Source organism: Escherichia sp. MOD1-EC5495, assembly GCF_002965965.1.
GTDB lineage: Bacteria > Pseudomonadota > Gammaproteobacteria > Enterobacterales > Enterobacteriaceae > Escherichia > Escherichia ruysiae.
The window spans coordinates 52,071-69,711 of sequence record NZ_PTRI01000011.1 but is presented as its reverse complement, the minus strand read 5'-3'; the positions used below and the strand labels follow the sequence as shown (position 1 = coordinate 69,711).

Genomic DNA, 17,641 nt, shown 5'->3' with positions numbered 1-17,641 from the left:
TTTGTCCTGTCAATGAGATACATTAAGCGGTTGGGGTTTAAGCTTAAATCCATAACTGGATAAGGGTTGTAATACCAATTGTTCAACAGTGTTGCTGTTGGTTAATTTTCCGGACACACTTGTCTGCGGCAGAATATAGGCTTGCGGGAGTACTGTTACCACATTTCCTGATGGCAGTTTCAATTCTGGAGAAAGGCGGACAACATATGAACTGGGATTATGAATCGTCAGCAATGCACCCTGTTGTTTCGCTTCAAGAAATTTCCATGTTTCTTGATTTTCAACCTGGCCTTTTGGTTGAATCAGTACGGGAATATCCTGGGTAAAAATAAGATCTACTTTAACTTGTGATTTTGTTGTATCAACCGGCGCTTCTGTTGGAACGCCACTAAACTTCGCCCGCATCATATGTTCTTTGGTTAGCGGTACTTTTGTCTGCAGAATGAATCTTACTTTTTGCGTTTTTCCTGCTTCAACACGCGTGACCGGTTGAGTTGGAATGAGCTTAATTCCACTGTCACGATCCTCAGCAATATTTTCTGTCCTGACATATAACAACGCTGCTTTATCATCCGTATTGGTGATAGTAATACTGGCTTCACCATCGCTTTCACTTACCAGTAATAATGGCGTTTCCGGCTGCATTCCAGCACCGTGCACACGAAACACCCCCAGAAAGAGAAAAAACAATATATACGTTATGTTCTTCATGATTTCATATCCCTGAACAATAAAATATGCATACAGCGATAGCCGTATGCATATATCCATTAACTATGAAAGCGATTACTTATAATGCAGAGTAACTTCGAAACCGCCTGAATATCTCTGTTTTGAAGTCACGCTGACAAAAGAGGCCTGGTCCAGTAAGGTTACCCGCGTATCCAACTGATAAGTAAGCGTTTTAATGGCCATTGGGGTAGCTGTACCTGCCACACCCGCACTGACCATACGGACACCATCCTGCAGTGAAATGTAACTACTACTTTCAGTCCATGGCTTACTAAAATCGCTACCCTGAACATACATCAAGGTTTGTGCTGTCGGAGTCGGGTTCGCCTTCGTCGTTACCATCGGACTACTGAACTGGCTACGGAATACACCCGCGCCGTCACCGTTTGGTAAAAGCAGAGGGTTAATCTGGGTAGAAGGTGCACTAGCGATCGGCCAAACATCGCCTGAAGGACCAGTGGCTTGTAAGGATGAACCATCAGAAAGCTTTTGGACTTTAGGTTCAGAACCACCGTTCAGGTGCTTGGTTGAAATGCCCACGAACATATCATCCGGACACTCAATTTTCAGCGAGGAACTAAGTGTATCCAGAGGGTTAGACGCAGTTGTCAGTCTGTCAACGGCCTGAGTACCAAAGTCCAGGTCGTTACCATTCACAACCCCCAAAGAACAGCCTGAGGGGACTAAATCACCATGAACAGTAATGGTGGCATCCGCCGCAATGGCGCTTGCAGAGAGCGAGCCCATTGCCAGTGCAATGAGAACGCTGCACATCGTAGTGTTTTTTTTCATGATAATCCTTTAATAGATAGAGCCCATTTATAAAATTATAAATGGGTAATGGAACACTCTTTTCGAAAAAAAAATTTTCGGCGACATTTAATCACCAAACTTAAATTAAATATATTTATTTTTAATTAGAAAATAATTAAGTTTTATTAAAATAGATTAATCATATGGTTTTGCGATATTTATAAACGCCATGAATATAATATATGTTTAATATTTAATTCATCGTTAATATGAGATTTTTCTCATTAGACGGTATATGTCTTTTTATTTGTAATTACCTTATAGTTAATTAATATTATATGAAATGATAATTTGAACCTCATCACAAACCCCGCATTCCCCTTTTCCCTTTTCTCCGGCGACGGCTAAATTAGAACTCATCCGACCACATAACAATTATTTTACATACTGGACAATTTTATGAGCTACCCGTCGCTGTTCGCCCCGCTGGATTTAGGCTTCACCACGTTAAAAAACCGCGTGTTAATGGGCTCAATGCACACCGGACTGGAGGAATACCCGGACGGTGCTGAGCGGCTGGCGGCATTTTATGCTGAACGCGCCCGTCACGGCGTGGCGCTGATTGTCAGCGGCGGCATTGCGCCAGATTTCACAGGCGTTGGCATGGAAGGCGGCGCAATGCTCAACGACGTCAGCCAGATCCCGCACCATCGCACCATTACTGAAGCGGTGCATCAGGAAGGCGGCAAAATTGCCCTACAAATTTTGCATACCGGGCGCTACAGCTACCAGCCACATCTGGTGGCGCCTTCCGCATTGCAGGCTCCCATCAACCGTTTCGTTCCCCATGAGTTAAGCCATGAAGAGATCCTGCAACTGATCGACAATTTCGCCCGCTGCGCGCAACTGGCGCGGGAGGCCGGATACGATGGCGTAGAGGTGATGGGTTCCGAAGGGTATTTGATCAACGAATTTCTGACACTGCGCACCAATCAGCGTAGCGACCAGTGGGGCGGTGATTACCCTAATCGGATGCGGTTTTCCGTAGAAGTAGTGCGTGCGGTGCGCGAACGCGTTGGCAACGACTTCATTATTATCTACCGGCTGTCGATGCTCGACCTGGTCGAAGGCGGCGGTACTTTTGCCGAAACGGTAGAGCTGGCGCAGGCCATCGAAGCGGCTGGCGCGACCCTTATTAATACTGGCATTGGCTGGCATGAAGCGCGTATTCCGACCATCGCCACGCCCGTGCCGCGCGGCGCATTTAGCTGGGTCACGCGCAAACTGAAAGGTCACGTCTCGCTGCCGCTGGTGACCACCAACCGGATTAACGATCCGCAGGTTGCCGACGATATTCTCTCGCGCGGCGATGCCGATATGGTGTCGATGGCGCGACCGTTTCTTGCTGATGCGGAACTGCTGTCAAAAGCGCAATCAGGGCGAGCTGATGAGATCAACACTTGTATCGGCTGCAATCAGGCCTGTCTGGATCAGATCTTCGTTGGCAAAGTCACCTCGTGCCTGGTGAATCCTCGCGCCTGCCATGAAACCAAAATGCCAATCCTTCCCGCCGCGCAGAAAAAAAATCTGGCGGTGGTCGGTGCCGGTCCGGCGGGGCTGGCGTTTGCCATTAACGCGGCGGCGCGTGGTCATCAGGTAACGTTGTTTGATGCACATAGCGAGATTGGCGGGCAGTTTAATATCGCCAAACAGATCCCTGGCAAAGAGGAGTTTTACGAAACGCTGCGCTACTACCGGCGGATGATCGAAGTGACGGGCGTGACGCTGAAACTCAATCACACCGTGACGGCGGATCAGTTACAGGCGTTCGACGAAACGATCCTCGCCAGTGGGATCGTGCCGCGCATTCCGCCCATCGACGGGATCGATCATCCGAAGGTGTTGAGTTATCTCGATGTATTGCGCGACAAAGCGCCGGTGGGCAACAAAGTCGCCATTATCGGTTGTGGCGGGATTGGTTTTGATACGGCGATGTATCTCAGCCAGCCTGGTGAATCTACCAGCCAGAATATTGCCGAGTTCTGCACAGAATGGGGCATCGACAGCAGCCTGCAACAAGCCGGTGGCTTAAGTTCGCAAGGTATGCAGATCCCCCGTAGCCCACGACAGATTGTGATGCTCCAGCGCAAAGCCAGTAAACCGGGTCAGGGGCTGGGTAAAACCACAGGCTGGATCCATCGCACCACCCTGCTCTCGCGAGGCGTGAAAATGATCCCTGGCGTAAGTTATCAGAAGATCGACGATGACGGACTACATGTGGTGATCAACGGTGAACCGCAAATTTTGGCGGTAGATCATGTGGTGATCTGCGCGGGGCAGGAGCCAAACCGCGCGCTGGCACACCCCTTAATCGATGCAGGAACAACTGTGCATTTGATCGGTGGCTGCGACGTGGCTATGGAGCTGGACGCACGCCGAGCGATTGCCCAGGGAACACGGCTTGCGCTGGAGATTTAAACCGTTATTTGACGTGCCGGATGCTGCGTTCATGCCGCATCCGGCAGTTGCATTAATCAATAAACAAGGCGGGAGAAATACCGAATCGCGCTGCCAGTTTTTTAGCGTGTTCCAGCGTTAATTTCCTCTTCCCGTTCAAAACGCGTGACACCATCGATTTGCTACCAATTTCCGGCAGATCGGAAAGGGTTAAACCGTATTGATCCATCAGGGTACGAATCACAGCAACACCACCTGGCATGGCTTGAGCCATGGCATTAAATTCAGCAAATTCGGGCGCTGATTCTTCCCACGCGGTTATTTTGGCACACACCAGATCCAGCAAGGGATTTTCAGGATCGTTAAGCAGCAGATGATCGACCAGTTCCAGCGCCTGGGCGTATTGTTCTTCGTTCTGGATACCCGCCAGAAAAGGTGCCACAGCAGTTAGCTTTTCTCCCGCCTGCAAGATGTCGGCAATCGCAATCATTTTTTCCCCTTAGTACGATGAATGGCGGTAAAGAAATCGTATTCTTTGTGCGTCATAACTTCGCGTATGTAGCACTTTTGCGATTCAAAAAAGACCATTGCGACAACACGTAATTCATTGCCCCCGACATTGAAAACATAATGCTTATCCAGATATTTGAAGTTATCCAGAGATGGGAACACTGCTTTTAATGACTCAGGTTTTTTGAAATATCCCTTAGCAATCGTGTTCCCCAAAGCCACCAGCTCCGTTTTGTGTTGCGGGTATTTTTCCGCAGCATCTTTCAGTGCTTTTTGAGTGATCAGGTGCATTCTTCATCATGTCCGTTGACAAATTGGCAATATGATAACATTCGTTGACAGATTGGCAACGAATGAATTTATCTGTATGACGGAAAAATAAACGTTGAGAAATGCCAAACAAGAGAATGCAGAGGGCGGTGACAGGGATTTTTGTTTTATGGAAGCGAGATTCCAGAAATGAGCAGCATTGCCGGATGCGCCGCATCCGGCAGGTAACTCCCAATCTTAACAACGACGCCCCAATTTCACCGCTTTCAGCACCACAAATTTATTATTCGTGGCAATAGTGGTGCAGTTGCCGAAAATTTTCTTCAGTTTATGGAAGTAATCTAGGTGACGGTTGGCAACGATATACAGCTCACCGTTGATTTTCAGGCAGCGGCGGGCGTGGTGGAACATCTCCCAGGCGACGTTATCGGTCAGCGCATGTTGCTGGTGAAACGGCGGGTTGCAGAGCACAGCATTAAAGCGAAAAGGCTCCACGCCGGAGAGCGCGTTGTTGATCATAAACTCGCAGCGATCCAGCGCCTCAGGCATGTTGGTTTCAACGTTCAAACGGCTGGAAGCAACCGCCATTGGCGATTCATCGACAAACACCACTTTCGCCTGCGGGTTTTTATCGAGCAATGTCAGGCCAATAACGCCGTTACCACAGCCGAGATCGACAATCTCACCTTCGAGATTCTCCGGCAGATGCTGCATAAAGAAGCGCGCGCCAATATCCAGCCCGGTGCGGGAGAAGACATTCGCGTGATTGTGGATAGTCCAGTCAGTGCCTTCCAGCTTCCAGCTAACAGTCTGCGGCGCATCGGCCAGCGGCGGCTCGTTGAATGTACAGTTAATCAGTCGCGCTTTTTTCCATGCCAGCGTGGTGGTGGTCGGGCCGAGCACTTTTTCAAACAGTTCCAGCGTGGATGTATGGATGTCACGGGCTTTGGCACCGGCAATAATACGTGTATCCGGCGTGACCACTTTGCGCAACGCACGCAGTTGTTGTTCCAGCAATGCCAGCGTTTTCGGTACTTTGATCAGCACCACGCCCGGCTGTTGCGGATAGTCAGCGGTGCTGTCGAGAAACTTCACGCTCGACTCATCAATTCCGTTGAGACGTAAATTCTCGCGCGTAGCCAGTTCGCTGATATATGAGTCGCCAATGCTGTACGGCTTATGTTCTGCCAACGCACAGCTTAACGCGCCGAAGGCATCATTCAGGATCAACACCGGGCCGCAGATTTCTGTATCGTCCAACTGTTGCAGCAGATACTCATCCGCCGCTTCCCACGCCTGCAGCGGGTTAACGTCATCCGTCGCCGGGAAACGTTGTAGTGTCAGTGAACGGAAACCGTTGTCTAAGTGGCTCATCGGCCCTCCTGAATGATAAAATTTCGACGTTGCCCCTGAAAAGGGTGCGTGAGTATACCCTTTTTCTCTTTTTCGTGGGCGGTTATGAGCAATCTTACTTATCTTCAGGGTTATCCCGAGCAGCTACTTTCCCAGGTGCGCACGCTGATTAATGAACAACGTCTGGGCGATGTGCTGGCAAAACGCTATCCGGGAACGCATGACTACGCCACCGATAAAGCACTCTGGCAATATACCCAGGATCTGAAAAATCAGTTTCTGCGTAACGCCCCGCCGATCAATAAAGTGATGTATGACAACAAGATCCACGTGCTGAAAAACGCGCTCGGGTTACATACCGCTGTTTCGCGTGTGCAGGGCGGCAAGCTGAAAGCAAAGGCAGAGATCCGCGTCGCTACCGTGTTTCGCAACGCGCCGGAACCGTTTTTGCGCATGATAGTGGTGCACGAACTGGCGCACCTGAAGGAGAAAGAGCATAACAAAGCGTTCTACCAGTTGTGCTGCCATATGGAGCCACAGTACCACCAGCTTGAGTTCGACACCCGGCTGTGGCTAACGCAGTTGTCGCTTGGGCAAGACAAAATCTGAAAATGATGTCAGGCGTTATATTTTCAATCATTAACGCCTAAAATCGACGCCCCTCTTTTCGTTAAGGATAACGACCATGCTGCGCGCATTTGCTCGCCTTCTTCGCCGCGTTTGTTTTTCTCGCCGGACTCTTAAAATTGCCTGTTTATTGTTGCTTGTGGCAGGAGCGACCATTTTTATCGCCGATCGCGCAATGGTCACCGCCAGCAAGCAGCTGACCTGGAGCGATATCAACGCCGTTCCAGCGCGTAACGTGGGTTTATTGCTGGGAGCGAGGCCGGGTAATCGCTACTTTACCCGACGCATTGATACCGCCGCAGAGTTGTACCATGCCGGAAAAGTGAAATGGCTGTTAGTCAGTGGCGATAACGGACGTAAAAATTACGATGAAGCGTCCGGAATGCAACAGGCTTTAATCGCTAAGGGCGTTCCGGCAAAAGCCATCTTCTGCGACTATGCCGGATTCTCGACACTTGATTCGGTGGTACGCGCCAAAAAGGTGTTTGGGGAAAACCATATCACCATTATTTCGCAAGAATTTCATAACCAACGCGCCATCTGGCTGGCAAAACAGTACGGCATCGATGCTATCGGTTTTAACGCGCCAGACCTGAATATGAAGCATGGCTTTTATACTCAGCTGCGGGAAAAACTCGCCAGAGTTAGCGCGGTGATAGACGCGAAAATTCTCCATCGCCAGCCGAAATATCTCGGGCCATCGGTCATAATTGGTCCGTTTAGCGAGCATGGCTGTCCGGCGAAAGAATAATGCGTATCCACGCACGTCGAAGATGAAAAAGGCGTGCTACATTGACGCCATAACCCCTTTATGGAGTATCCACGCGTTATGATACGTTTCGCCGTGATTGGCACGAACTGGATCACTCGCCAGTTCGTCGAGGCCGCCCATGAGAGCGGCAAATACAAGTTAACCGCAGTCTATTCCCGCAGCCTTGAACAGGCTCAGCACTTCGCCAATGATTTTTCTGTCGAGCATCTGTTTACGTCGCTGGAAGCGATGGCGGAAAGCGATGCCATTGACGCGGTGTATATTGCCAGCCCGAATGCTCTGCATTTTGCCCAGACGCAACTTTTTCTTAGCCACAAAATTCATGTGATTTGCGAGAAGCCGCTGGCATCGAATGTGACGGAAGTGGATGCTGCCATTGCCTGTGCGCGGGAAAATCAGGTGGTGCTGTTTGAGGCATTTAAAACCGCCAGCCTGCCGAACTTTCATTTGTTACGCCAGGCGCTGCCGAAAGTCGGCAAACTGCGTAAAGTCTTTTTCAACTATTGCCAGTATTCCTCGCGGTATCAGCGTTATCTGGATGGTGAGAATCCCAACACCTTTAATCCGGCATTCTCTAACGGTTCAATTATGGATATCGGCTTTTACTGCCTGGCGTCGGCGGTAGCGTTATTTGGTGAGCCGAAAAGCGTGCAGGCAACCGCCAGTTTACTGGCAAGTGGTGTAGATGCCCACGGCGTGGTGGTGATGGATTACGGTGATTTCAGCGTCACCTTGCAGCACTCAAAAGTGAGCGATTCTGTCCTGGCAAACGAGATTCAGGGCGAAGCGGGATCGTTGGTGATTGAAAAACTCTCCGAATGCCAGAAAGTGTGTTTTGTGCCGCGTGGCAGCCAGATGCAGGATCTCACCCAGCCGCAGCATATTAATACCATGCTCTACGAAGCAGAGCTGTTCGCTACCCTGGTGGATGAGCATCTGGTGGATCATCCAGGGCTGGCGGTCAGTCGCATCACCGCCAAACTGCTGACCGAGATCCGCCGCCAGACTGGGGTGATTTTTCCGGCAGATAGCGTAAAACTATAATTGCCAAAGTAAAACAGTGTAAAAGGTATGTAACAGACCATTGACTGGCTGAATGGTCTGTCATACTTTGTTACCTGCAAAGGGGAGTAACTTCATTGCCGGTCGATCGTCATTACGATGTGTGAAAAACCACATCCGGTCACCGGGCAACCCGAAAGGAATACGCAGACGTATTCCTTTTTTGTTGTAAGTGAGACCTTGCCGGAAGGCGAGGTCTATGCATAAAAAGCAGCGGCTGACGTCTTCCGACGTTGGCCGTTTTTTTATGTGTAAGGAACTTCTATGAATACTGTCGGCACGCCGTTGCTATGGGGCGGATTCGCTGTTGTTGTCGCTATTATGCTGGCTATCGACCTGTTATTACAGGGGCGTCGTGGCGCACATGCCATGACCATGAAACAGGCTGCGGCATGGTCGCTGGTCTGGGTGACGCTGTCGTTACTGTTTAACGCCGCTTTCTGGTGGTATCTGGCGCAGACACAGGGACGCGAAGTCGCTGACCCGCAGGCGCTGGCCTTCCTCACAGGTTATCTGATTGAGAAATCGCTGGCGGTCGATAACGTCTTCGTCTGGTTAATGTTGTTCAGCTATTTCTCTGTTCCGGCAGCATTACAACGTCGCGTACTGGTGTATGGCGTGCTTGGGGCGATTGTTCTGCGTACCATCATGATCTTCACCGGTAGCTGGCTGATTTCGCAGTTCGACTGGATCCTGTATATCTTCGGTGCATTCCTGCTGTTTACTGGCGTGAAGATGGCGCTGGCTCATGAAGATGAATCAGGAATCGGTGACAAGCCGCTGGTGCGCTGGCTGCGCGGTCATTTGCGCATGACCGACACCATCGACAACGAGCATTTCTTTGTGCGTAAGAATGGTTTGTTGTACGCCACGCCACTGATGCTGGTGTTGATTCTGGTGGAGTTAAGCGACGTGATCTTCGCCGTGGATAGCATTCCGGCTATCTTCGCTGTTACCACCGATCCGTTCATTGTGCTGACCTCAAACCTGTTTGCGATCCTCGGCCTGCGCGCGATGTATTTCCTGCTGGCGGGCGTAGCGGAGCGTTTCTCGATGCTCAAGTATGGCCTGGCGGTGATTCTGGTGTTTATCGGTATCAAGATGCTGATTGTCGACTTCTACCATATTCCGATCGCCGTCTCGCTGGGCGTGGTGTTTGGCATTCTGGTGATGACGTTTATTATCAACGCCTGGGTGAATTATCGGCATGATAAGCAGCGGGTAGAATGATTTTTAATCTGCCTAAGCCATGTACCCTGTCATCAACATGAGTACCGTTTTCTCCCTCTCCCTTCCAGGGAGAGAGTAATTTTTCGCACCGATGCTGGCCTGTTCCCCTCACCCTAACCCTCTCCCCAAAAGGGGCGAGGGGACTGACCGAGTACTTTTTTGACGTTGTTATCAGTCTGGAAGCCGCACGTTGGGCTTTATTTTTATGTCAAACAAATGTAACCATTAAGTTGCAAAATATGACCTCTCTTTAAAATCCAGCATTTTTCGCTTCCCGAAGCTGTAACTTTCCTTATACTCGACCTTGCAAACACTTTGTTACATCCTGAAAGATGCGTCGATAGAACGCACCAGGGATGTGCGACAACACAATGAAAGGATCGAAAAATGACTACGCAACGTTCACCGGGGCTATTCCGGCGTCTGGCTCATGGCAGCCTGGTAAAACAAATCCTGGTCGGCCTTATTCTGGGGATTCTCCTGGCATGGATCTCAAAACCGGCGGCTGAAGCTGTTGGTCTGTTAGGCACTTTATTTGTTGGCGCCCTGAAAGCCGTAGCACCAATCCTGGTGCTGATGCTGGTGATGGCTTCCATCGCTAACCACCAACACGGGCAAAAAACCAATATCCGCCCTATTCTGTTCCTCTATCTGCTGGGTACTTTCTCCGCCGCACTGGCCGCAGTCGTTTTCAGCTTTGCCTTCCCATCGACCCTGCATTTGTCCAGTAGCGCAGGCGATATTTCCCCGCCGTCAGGTATTGTGGAAGTGATGCGCGGACTGGTAATGAGCATGGTTTCCAACCCCATCGACGCCCTGTTGAAAGGTAATTACATCGGGATTCTGGTGTGGGCTATTGGCCTCGGTTTCGCGTTGCGTCACGGTAACGAAACCACCAAAAACCTGGTCAATGATATGTCGAATGCCGTCACCTTTATGGTGAAACTGGTGATTCGCTTCGCGCCAATTGGTATTTTTGGTCTGGTTTCTTCGACGCTGGCAACCACCGGTTTCTCCACACTGTGGGGCTACGCGCAACTGCTGGTCGTGCTGGTTGGCTGTATGTTGCTGGTGGCGCTGGTGGTTAACCCACTGCTGGTGTGGTGGAAAATTCGTCGTAACCCGTTCCCGCTGGTACTGCTGTGCCTGCGCGAAAGCGGTGTGTACGCCTTCTTCACCCGCAGCTCTGCGGCGAACATTCCGGTGAATATGGCGCTGTGTGAAAAGCTGAATCTGGATCGCGATACCTATTCCGTTTCTATTCCGCTGGGAGCCACCATCAATATGGCGGGCGCAGCAATCACCATTACGGTGTTGACGCTGGCTGCGGTTAATACGCTGGGTATTCCGGTCGATCTGCCTACGGCGCTGCTGCTGAGCGTGGTTGCTTCTCTGTGCGCCTGTGGTGCCTCCGGCGTGGCGGGGGGTTCTCTGCTGCTGATCCCACTGGCCTGTAATATGTTCGGTATTTCGAACGATATCGCCATGCAGGTGGTTGCCGTCGGCTTTATTATCGGCGTATTGCAGGACTCCTGCGAAACCGCACTGAACTCTTCAACTGACGTGCTGTTCACTGCGGCAGCTTGCCAGGCAGAAGACGATCGTCTGGCAAATAGCGCCCTGCGTAATTAATGTTTAACCCCTTTCGTCAACGGCGGAAGGGGTTTTCTCTACTTTAAACGGATCAATTCCCCTTTTCTGCATCCGCCAGAAACGAATGATATTCAGGCCATTCATCAGTAGAAAACTGCCTTCAATCATCGTGCCGCCAATCGACCCCGCCCAAAAGTTGTGAATTACCCAGCAACACGTTGAAAACCACATTACGCAGCGCATGGTCAGACCTTTACAGCGAAACAGCGCCCAGGTACTGACAATCGTGCCAATAACCGGCAATAGTTCAACAGGATGGTGGAACTTCGCCAGGCCAATTCCGCCAGTCAGCACAATAAAGATCGCCATTACCCATAAGCTGCGCGTGCGTAAGGTAATCAGCGTACGAATGGCATTAAGGATGGCACTGGCACCGGCGGGATAGGTGCCCAGGAGGAAAAAATGCACGCCAATAACGGCGCTATAGACCGAAAGCTGCTTTTTGAAGCGACGTTCGTCACGGTTAAAAAATGTTGTGATACCAATCAGAAAGGCGATGACACCCACGCCCTGGGCCAGCCAATACGCGGTCATGATAAATCCTTAGCAGGTATGGAAAAGCAAACGGCGCTTCACATTATGAAACGCCGTTTTTTATTAACAACTCATTTCGACTTTATAGCGTTACGCCGCTTTTGAAGATCGCCAGTTCGCGGAAGTCGTTACGCTCGTTGCAGGTTTGCTTACCGTTGGCAAACTCAACGATGGTATCGATAAATTCTTCCAGCAACTGCGGCATCGCTTTACCGTGGATCAGCTGACCCGCGTCAAAGTCGATCCAGTGTTTTTTCTTCGCCGCCAGTTCACTGTTGGTGGCAATTTTCACTGTCGGCACAAAACCACCATACGGCGTACCGCGACCGGTACTGAACAGCACCATGTGACAGCCTGCGCCCGCCAGGGCGCTGGTCGCTACGGCATCGTTACCCGGCGCGCTTAACAGGTTCAGTCCCGGCGTTTTCAGACGCTCGCCGTAACGCAGCACGTCAACCACTTCGCTGGAACCCGCTTTCTGAGTACAACCAAGTGATTTATCTTCCAGCGTGGTGATACCGCCCGCTTTGTTCCCCGGTGATGGGTTTTCGTAAATCGGCTGGTCATGAGCAATAAAGTACTGTTTGAAATCGTTGACCATGGTGACCAGTTTTTCAAACGTTGCTTCGTCACGGCAATGACTCATCAGCAACTGCTCTGCGCCGAACATCTCCGGCACTTCGGTCAGTACGGTCGTACCGCCGTTAGCAATCACGTAGTCAGAGAAACGCCCCAACATTGGGTTAGCGGTAATACCAGAAAGACCGTCAGAACCGCCGCACTCCAGACCAAACTTCAGTTCGCTGAGTTTGCCTGGCTCGCGTTTATCGTTGCGCATCACGTTATACAACTGATGCAGATGTTCGATCCCGGCCTCGATTTCATCGTCCTGCTGTTGGCAGATCATGAAATGGACACGTTCAGGATCGATATCGCCCAGCGTTTCACGGAAGACATCGACCTGATTGTTTTCACATCCCAGACCAATTACCAGCACCGCACCTGCGTTCGGGTGACGCACCATGTTTTGTAGCATAGTACGGGTATTGATGTGATCATCGCCCAGTTGCGAACATCCGTAGGTGTGGCTGAAGAGGAACACGCCGTCAGTACCTTCGGCATTGTTGGTCTCTTTCAGGAAACGATTCTGGATCTGCCGCGCGATGCCGTTAACACAGCCCACGGTTGGCAGGATCCACAGCTCATTACGCACCCCGACATCACCATTCGCGCGACGATAGATCTGCACTTCACGATCTGCCGCTTGCGCAGGCAGATCGTGAAAATCAGGTTGATAGCGATACTGATCCAGATCGCTCAGATTCGTGCGCGTATTGTGGGCGTGAACGTGTTCACCTGCCGCAATATCCGCCAGTGCATAACCAATCGGCAGGCCGTATTTAATAACGTTGGCCCCTTTTGCGATATCCGTTAACGCAAATTTATGTCCTCGAGCGACATCCTGGCGCAGCGTAACGGTTTGGTTATCGACACTGACTTCTGTGCCTTCAGCCAAATCAGCTAAAGCAACCGCGACGTTATCCAGTGAATGGATCTTGATGTATTGCATATCAACCCCAGACCTTAGTTCAGTTCAATGGCGAAGTAGTCACGCGCATTGTTAAAGCAAATGTTTTTCACCATCTCACCCAGCAGGTTGATGTCCGCCGGTGCTTCGCCCGCTTCCACCCAACGACCGATCATCTGGCACAGAATGCGGCGGAAGTATTCGTGACGGGTGTATGACAGGAAGCTACGGCTGTCAGTCAGCATACCAACAAAGCGGCTCAGCAGACCAAGCTGCGCCAGTTGGGTCATCTGACGTTCCATACCGTCTTTCTGATCGTTAAACCACCAGCCAGAACCGAACTGCATTTTGCCCGGCATACCTTCGCCCTGGAAGTTACCGATCATGGTGCCCAGCACTTCGTTATCGCGCGGGTTCAGGCAGTAGAGAATGGTTTTCGGCAGCAGGTTTTCTTCGTTTTGTTTGCTCAGCAGCTTAGACAGCTCTTCCGCCATCGGACGATCGTTGATGGAGTCAAAGCCTACATCCGGCCCCAGCAGTTTGAACTGACGCAGATTGTTATTACGCAGTGCGCCAATGTGGTACTGCTGTACCCAGCCGCGACGTGCGTATTCTGCGCCGAGGAACACCAGCACCGCAGTTTTGAACTGTGCCACTTCGTGCTCGCTCAGGGTTTCGCCAGCCAGACGGCGCGCCAGAATGCTGTCCAGTTCCGCTTCGTTCGCTTCAGCAAACATCACCACATCCAGCGCGTGGTCAGACACTTTACAACCGTGAGCAGCAAAGTGATCCAGACGTTTGGTCAGAGCAGTTTGCAGGTCTGCAAAGCGGCGAATGTCGGTATCGGAGACTTCACCCAGCTTCGCCATATAGTCGTTAAAGGTCGCCTGTTCGATGTTGAAGGCTTTGTCCGGACGCCAGCTCGGCAGCACCTTAATGGTGAAAGAGCCGTCTTTGGCAATCTCTGCATGATGCTCCAGAGAATCGATCGGATCATCGGTAGTGCCGACCATTTTCACGTTCATCTGCTGCATGATGCCGCGCGCGGAGAAGTTATCCTGCGCCAGCAGTTCGTTACATTCGTTCCAGATTTCATCCGCAGTAGACGGAGAAAGCAGTTTGCCAGTGATGCCGAATGGACGACGCAGTTCGAGGTGCGTCCAGTGGTATAACGGGTTGCCGATAGTGTGCGGAACGGTCGCCGCCCATGCGTCAAACTTTTCACGGTCAGAGGCATCACCGGTACACAGGCGTTCAGCTACGCCATTGGTGCGCATTGCACGCCATTTGTAGTGATCGCCTTTTAGCCAGATGTCATACAAATTCTTAAAGCGATAGTCTTCTGCGATCTGCTGCGGCGGCAAATGGCAGTGGTAGTCGAAAATCGGCTGGTCTTTTGCGTAGTCGTGATACAGGCGGCGGGCAAATTCAGTATCTAACAGGAAATCTTCAGTCATAAACGGAGTCATTATCGTCTTCCTCTTAACGAGTGAGCTAGCTTGCTTATGGTGCGATGCTGACAAAGTTATCACACCAATTTCCAGAGCCAGAAGATATTTTCGTGAGTTAGATCAATAAACGTAGTTAAAAAAATTACTCTCAAAGTGGTAAATATCGCTGCAAACCGCGCCGTTACTGGCCTCGCTATCATCCTGTAATGTCCCTACAAATATTCGCACATTTGTGATGGCTCTCACCTTTTAAAGTTGTATGACAAGTTATCTTTTTGCTGTCGCAAATCATAAGTCGACGGAATGCAAATTGCCGATTCATTCATTGGATAAATCGGGTTGACCGGTACGGAAGCCGAATTAGCACGAAACTTTCATGGCAACGTTCGGGGCATGCCGGTTTTTTTTCGGTTACCCGGTCGTAAGTAACATCTTCAGCCTCTGGCGGGATGATGGCCGCGATTACTGCGGATATAACAAAACGATGAGGTTTTACATGCGTAAAATTAAAGGGTTACGTTGGTATATGATCGCACTGGTGACGCTCGGCACCGTGCTCGGTTACCTGACGCGTAACACTGTGGCGGCAGCTGCGCCAACTCTGATGGAAGAGTTAAACATCTCCACCCAACAGTATTCCTACATCATCGCAGCTTATTCTGCTGCTTATACGGTCATGCAACCGGTAGCGGGTTATGTACTGGATGTTCTGGGTACAAAAATCGGTTACGCGATGTTTGCCGTGTTGTGGGCTGTGTTCTGTGGCGCTACCGCGCTGGCAGGTAGCTGGGGCGGCCTGGCGATTGCTCGTGGTGCGGTAGGTGCTGCTGAAGCAGCAATGATCCCGGCGGGTCTGAAAGCCAGTTCCGAATGGTTCCCGGCGAAAGAACGTTCCATCGCAGTAGGTTACTTTAACGTTGGTTCTTCAATTGGTGCGATGATTGCACCGCCGCTGGTGGTATGGGCAATTGTGATGCACAGCTGGCAGATGGCATTTATCATCTCCGGTGCACTGAGCTTTATCTGGGCGATGGCATGGCTGATTTTCTATAAGCACCCACGCGACCAGAAACATCTGACTGATGAAGAACGCGAATACATTATTAACGGTCAGGAAGCCCAGCACCAGGTTGGCACGGCGAAGAAAATGTCCGTTGGTCAGATCCTGCGTAACCGTCAGTTCTGGGGTATCGCGCTGCCGCGTTTCCTGGCTGAACCGGCGTGGGGTACTTTCAACGCGTGGATCCCGCTGTTCATGTTTAAAGTTTACGGCTTTAACCTGAAAGAGATCGCGATGTTCGCCTGGATGCCGATGCTGTTTGCTGACCTCGGTTGTATCCTCGGTGGTTACCTGCCGCCGCTGTTCCAGCGTTGGTTTGGCGTGAACCTGATCGTCTCCCGTAAGATGGTAGTAACGCTGGGTGCGGTGCTGATGATTGGCCCAGGTATGATCGGTCTGTTCACCAACCCATATGTCGCGATTATGCTGCTGTGTATCGGTGGTTTTGCTCACCAGGCACTGTCTGGCGCATTGATTACGCTCTCTTCTGACGTGTTCGGTCGTAACGAAGTGGCAACGGCAAACGGTCTGACCGGGATGTCCGCATGGCTGGCTAGTACGCTGTTTGCGCTGGTTGTTGGTGCTCTGGCTGACACCATCGGCTTCAGCCCGCTGTTCGCAGTGCTGGCAGTGTTCGACCTGCTGGGTGCGCTGGTTATCTGGACGGTATTGCAGAACAAACCGGCGATTGAGGTTGTGGAAGAAGCGCATAACGATCCCGCGCCACAACATTAACGCTTCGTGTAAGTTTTAGTTTCCCTTCAAAGCCGCCTTCTCAGGCGGCTTTTTCATCACTGCGAGTAGAGCTAAACTCGCAAAAGTGGTATAACAAATATAGTCTGCCGTATCATGCCTGGAGCGCATATGGAAATCACTGAACCACGCCGTTTGTATCAACAGCTCGCCGCTGACCTGAAAGAGCGCATCGAGCAAGGCGTCTATCTGGTGGGAGATAAACTGCCCGCCGAACGTTTTATTGCCGATGAAAAAAACGTCAGCCGCACCGTGGTTCGTGAAGCCATCATCATGCTGGAGGTTGAAGGTTATGTCGAAGTGCGCAAAGGCTCCGGCATTCATGTGATTTCAAACCAGCCTCGCCATCAGCAAGCGGCTGACGATAATATGGAATTTGCCAATTACGGCCCATTTGAACTGCTGCAAGCTCGCCAGCTTATCGAAAGCAATATTGCCGAGTTTGCCGCAACCCAGGTGACCAAGCAGGACATCATGAAATTGATGGCCATCCAGGAGCAGGCTCGCGGCGAACAATGCTTCCGCGATTCCGAGTGGGATTTGCAGTTCCACATTCAGGTAGCATTAGCGACTCAAAACTCCGCGCTGGCGGCCATCGTTGAGAAAATGTGGACCCAGCGTAGCCATAACCCGTACTGGAAAAAGCTCCACGAACACATTGATTCCCGTACCGTCGATAACTGGTGTGATGACCACGATCAAATCCTTAAGGCGCTGATTCGCAAAGATCCTCATGCAGCCAAACTGGCAATGTGGCAGCACCTGGAAAACACCAAGATAATGTTATTTAACGAAACCAGCGACGATTTCGAGTTCAACGCCGACCGTTACCTGTTCGCAGAAAACCCGGTTGTGCATCTGGATACGGCCGCCAGCGGCAGCAAATAAAACGCCCA

16 protein-coding genes are annotated in these 17,641 nt (G+C 50.9%); 8 read left to right on the top strand and 8 right to left on the bottom strand.

The annotated features are described in order from the left end of the window. Positions 1 to 9 precede the first annotated feature (9 nt). Both BEG40_RS10810 and BEG40_RS10805 read right to left on the bottom strand, forming a co-directional pair. Entirely contained in the window at positions 10 to 711 is a 702-nt protein-coding gene (locus BEG40_RS10810; RefSeq protein ID WP_105285390.1) for a fimbria/pilus chaperone family protein, read from the bottom strand. 75 nt (positions 712 to 786) lie between these two features. After that, positions 787 to 1,506 (bottom strand): DUF1120 domain-containing protein, encoded by a 720-nt coding sequence (locus BEG40_RS10805; RefSeq protein WP_157945272.1) that lies wholly within the window; start codon positions 1,504 to 1,506, stop codon positions 787 to 789. A gap of 438 nt (positions 1,507 to 1,944) precedes the next feature. Here BEG40_RS10805 and fadH point away from each other — a divergent pair, with 438 nt between their 5' ends. Continuing rightward, the gene (gene fadH, locus BEG40_RS10800; protein WP_105285388.1) at positions 1,945 to 3,963 is read left to right on the top strand and encodes an NADPH-dependent 2,4-dienoyl-CoA reductase; all 2,019 of its coding nucleotides are present in this window, start codon (positions 1,945 to 1,947) and stop codon (positions 3,961 to 3,963) included. Between the two features lie 52 nt (positions 3,964 to 4,015). Here fadH and higA read toward each other — a convergent pair whose 3' ends face one another. The 3 genes from higA to rlmG form a co-directional block, all read right to left on the bottom strand. Next, positions 4,016 to 4,432, bottom strand: a complete 417-nt coding sequence (gene higA / locus BEG40_RS10795; protein WP_000560254.1) for a type II toxin-antitoxin system antitoxin HigA — start codon at positions 4,430 to 4,432, stop codon at positions 4,016 to 4,018. Beyond that, positions 4,429 to 4,743: a type II toxin-antitoxin system toxin HigB gene (gene higB, locus BEG40_RS10790; protein WP_000550188.1), complete on the bottom strand. Its 315-nt coding sequence runs from the start codon at positions 4,741 to 4,743 to the stop codon at positions 4,429 to 4,431. The genes higA and higB overlap by 4 nt, the downstream gene beginning before the upstream one ends. A gap of 216 nt (positions 4,744 to 4,959) precedes the next feature. Continuing rightward, entirely contained in the window at positions 4,960 to 6,096 is a 1,137-nt protein-coding gene (gene rlmG / locus BEG40_RS10780; RefSeq protein ID WP_105285387.1) for a 23S rRNA (guanine(1835)-N(2))-methyltransferase RlmG, read from the bottom strand. Positions 6,097 to 6,180: 84 nt separating this feature from the next. Between rlmG and BEG40_RS10775 the strand changes: the two genes are divergently transcribed. The 5 genes from BEG40_RS10775 (at position 6,181) to sstT (ending at position 11,398) form a co-directional block, all read left to right on the top strand. Continuing rightward, complete coding sequence (locus BEG40_RS10775) at positions 6,181 to 6,684, top strand: M48 metallopeptidase family protein (RefSeq protein ID WP_001295542.1); 504 nt, start codon at positions 6,181 to 6,183, stop codon at positions 6,682 to 6,684. 76 nt (positions 6,685 to 6,760) lie between these two features. Then, positions 6,761 to 7,453 (top strand): SanA/YdcF family protein, encoded by a 693-nt coding sequence (locus tag BEG40_RS10770; RefSeq protein WP_105285386.1) that lies wholly within the window; start codon positions 6,761 to 6,763, stop codon positions 7,451 to 7,453. Between the two features lie 78 nt (positions 7,454 to 7,531). After that, positions 7,532 to 8,518, top strand: a complete 987-nt coding sequence (locus BEG40_RS10765; protein WP_105285420.1) for a Gfo/Idh/MocA family protein — start codon at positions 7,532 to 7,534, stop codon at positions 8,516 to 8,518. A gap of 282 nt (positions 8,519 to 8,800) precedes the next feature. Then, entirely contained in the window at positions 8,801 to 9,766 is a 966-nt protein-coding gene (gene alx, locus BEG40_RS10760; RefSeq protein WP_001098791.1) for a TerC family membrane protein Alx, read from the top strand. 387 nt (positions 9,767 to 10,153) lie between these two features. Then, positions 10,154 to 11,398 carry a serine/threonine transporter SstT gene (gene sstT, locus BEG40_RS10750; protein ID WP_000211637.1) on the top strand — a complete coding sequence of 415 codons (1,245 nt, stop codon included), beginning with the start codon at positions 10,154 to 10,156 and terminating at the stop codon, positions 11,396 to 11,398. 3 nt (positions 11,399 to 11,401) lie between these two features. Here sstT and BEG40_RS10745 read toward each other — a convergent pair whose 3' ends face one another. From BEG40_RS10745 to uxaC, 3 genes are all read right to left on the bottom strand, one after another. Continuing rightward, the gene (locus BEG40_RS10745; protein ID WP_000128138.1) at positions 11,402 to 11,953 is read right to left on the bottom strand and encodes a YgjV family protein; all 552 of its coding nucleotides are present in this window, start codon (positions 11,951 to 11,953) and stop codon (positions 11,402 to 11,404) included. 82 nt (positions 11,954 to 12,035) lie between these two features. Beyond that, positions 12,036 to 13,523 carry an altronate dehydratase gene (gene uxaA, locus BEG40_RS10740; RefSeq protein WP_001199401.1) on the bottom strand — a complete coding sequence of 496 codons (1,488 nt, stop codon included), beginning with the start codon at positions 13,521 to 13,523 and terminating at the stop codon, positions 12,036 to 12,038. A 14-nt stretch (positions 13,524 to 13,537) separates the two neighbouring features. Continuing rightward, positions 13,538 to 14,950 carry a glucuronate isomerase gene (gene uxaC, locus BEG40_RS10735; protein WP_000187442.1) on the bottom strand — a complete coding sequence of 471 codons (1,413 nt, stop codon included), beginning with the start codon at positions 14,948 to 14,950 and terminating at the stop codon, positions 13,538 to 13,540. 478 nt (positions 14,951 to 15,428) lie between these two features. Between uxaC and exuT the strand changes: the two genes are divergently transcribed. Both exuT and exuR read left to right on the top strand, forming a co-directional pair. Beyond that, the gene (gene exuT / locus BEG40_RS10730; protein WP_016159739.1) at positions 15,429 to 16,727 is read left to right on the top strand and encodes a hexuronate transporter ExuT; all 1,299 of its coding nucleotides are present in this window, start codon (positions 15,429 to 15,431) and stop codon (positions 16,725 to 16,727) included. A 129-nt stretch (positions 16,728 to 16,856) separates the two neighbouring features. Beyond that, the gene (gene exuR, locus BEG40_RS10725; protein WP_000406484.1) at positions 16,857 to 17,633 is read left to right on the top strand and encodes a transcriptional regulator ExuR; all 777 of its coding nucleotides are present in this window, start codon (positions 16,857 to 16,859) and stop codon (positions 17,631 to 17,633) included. The last annotated feature ends 8 nt before the right edge of the window (positions 17,634 to 17,641 follow it).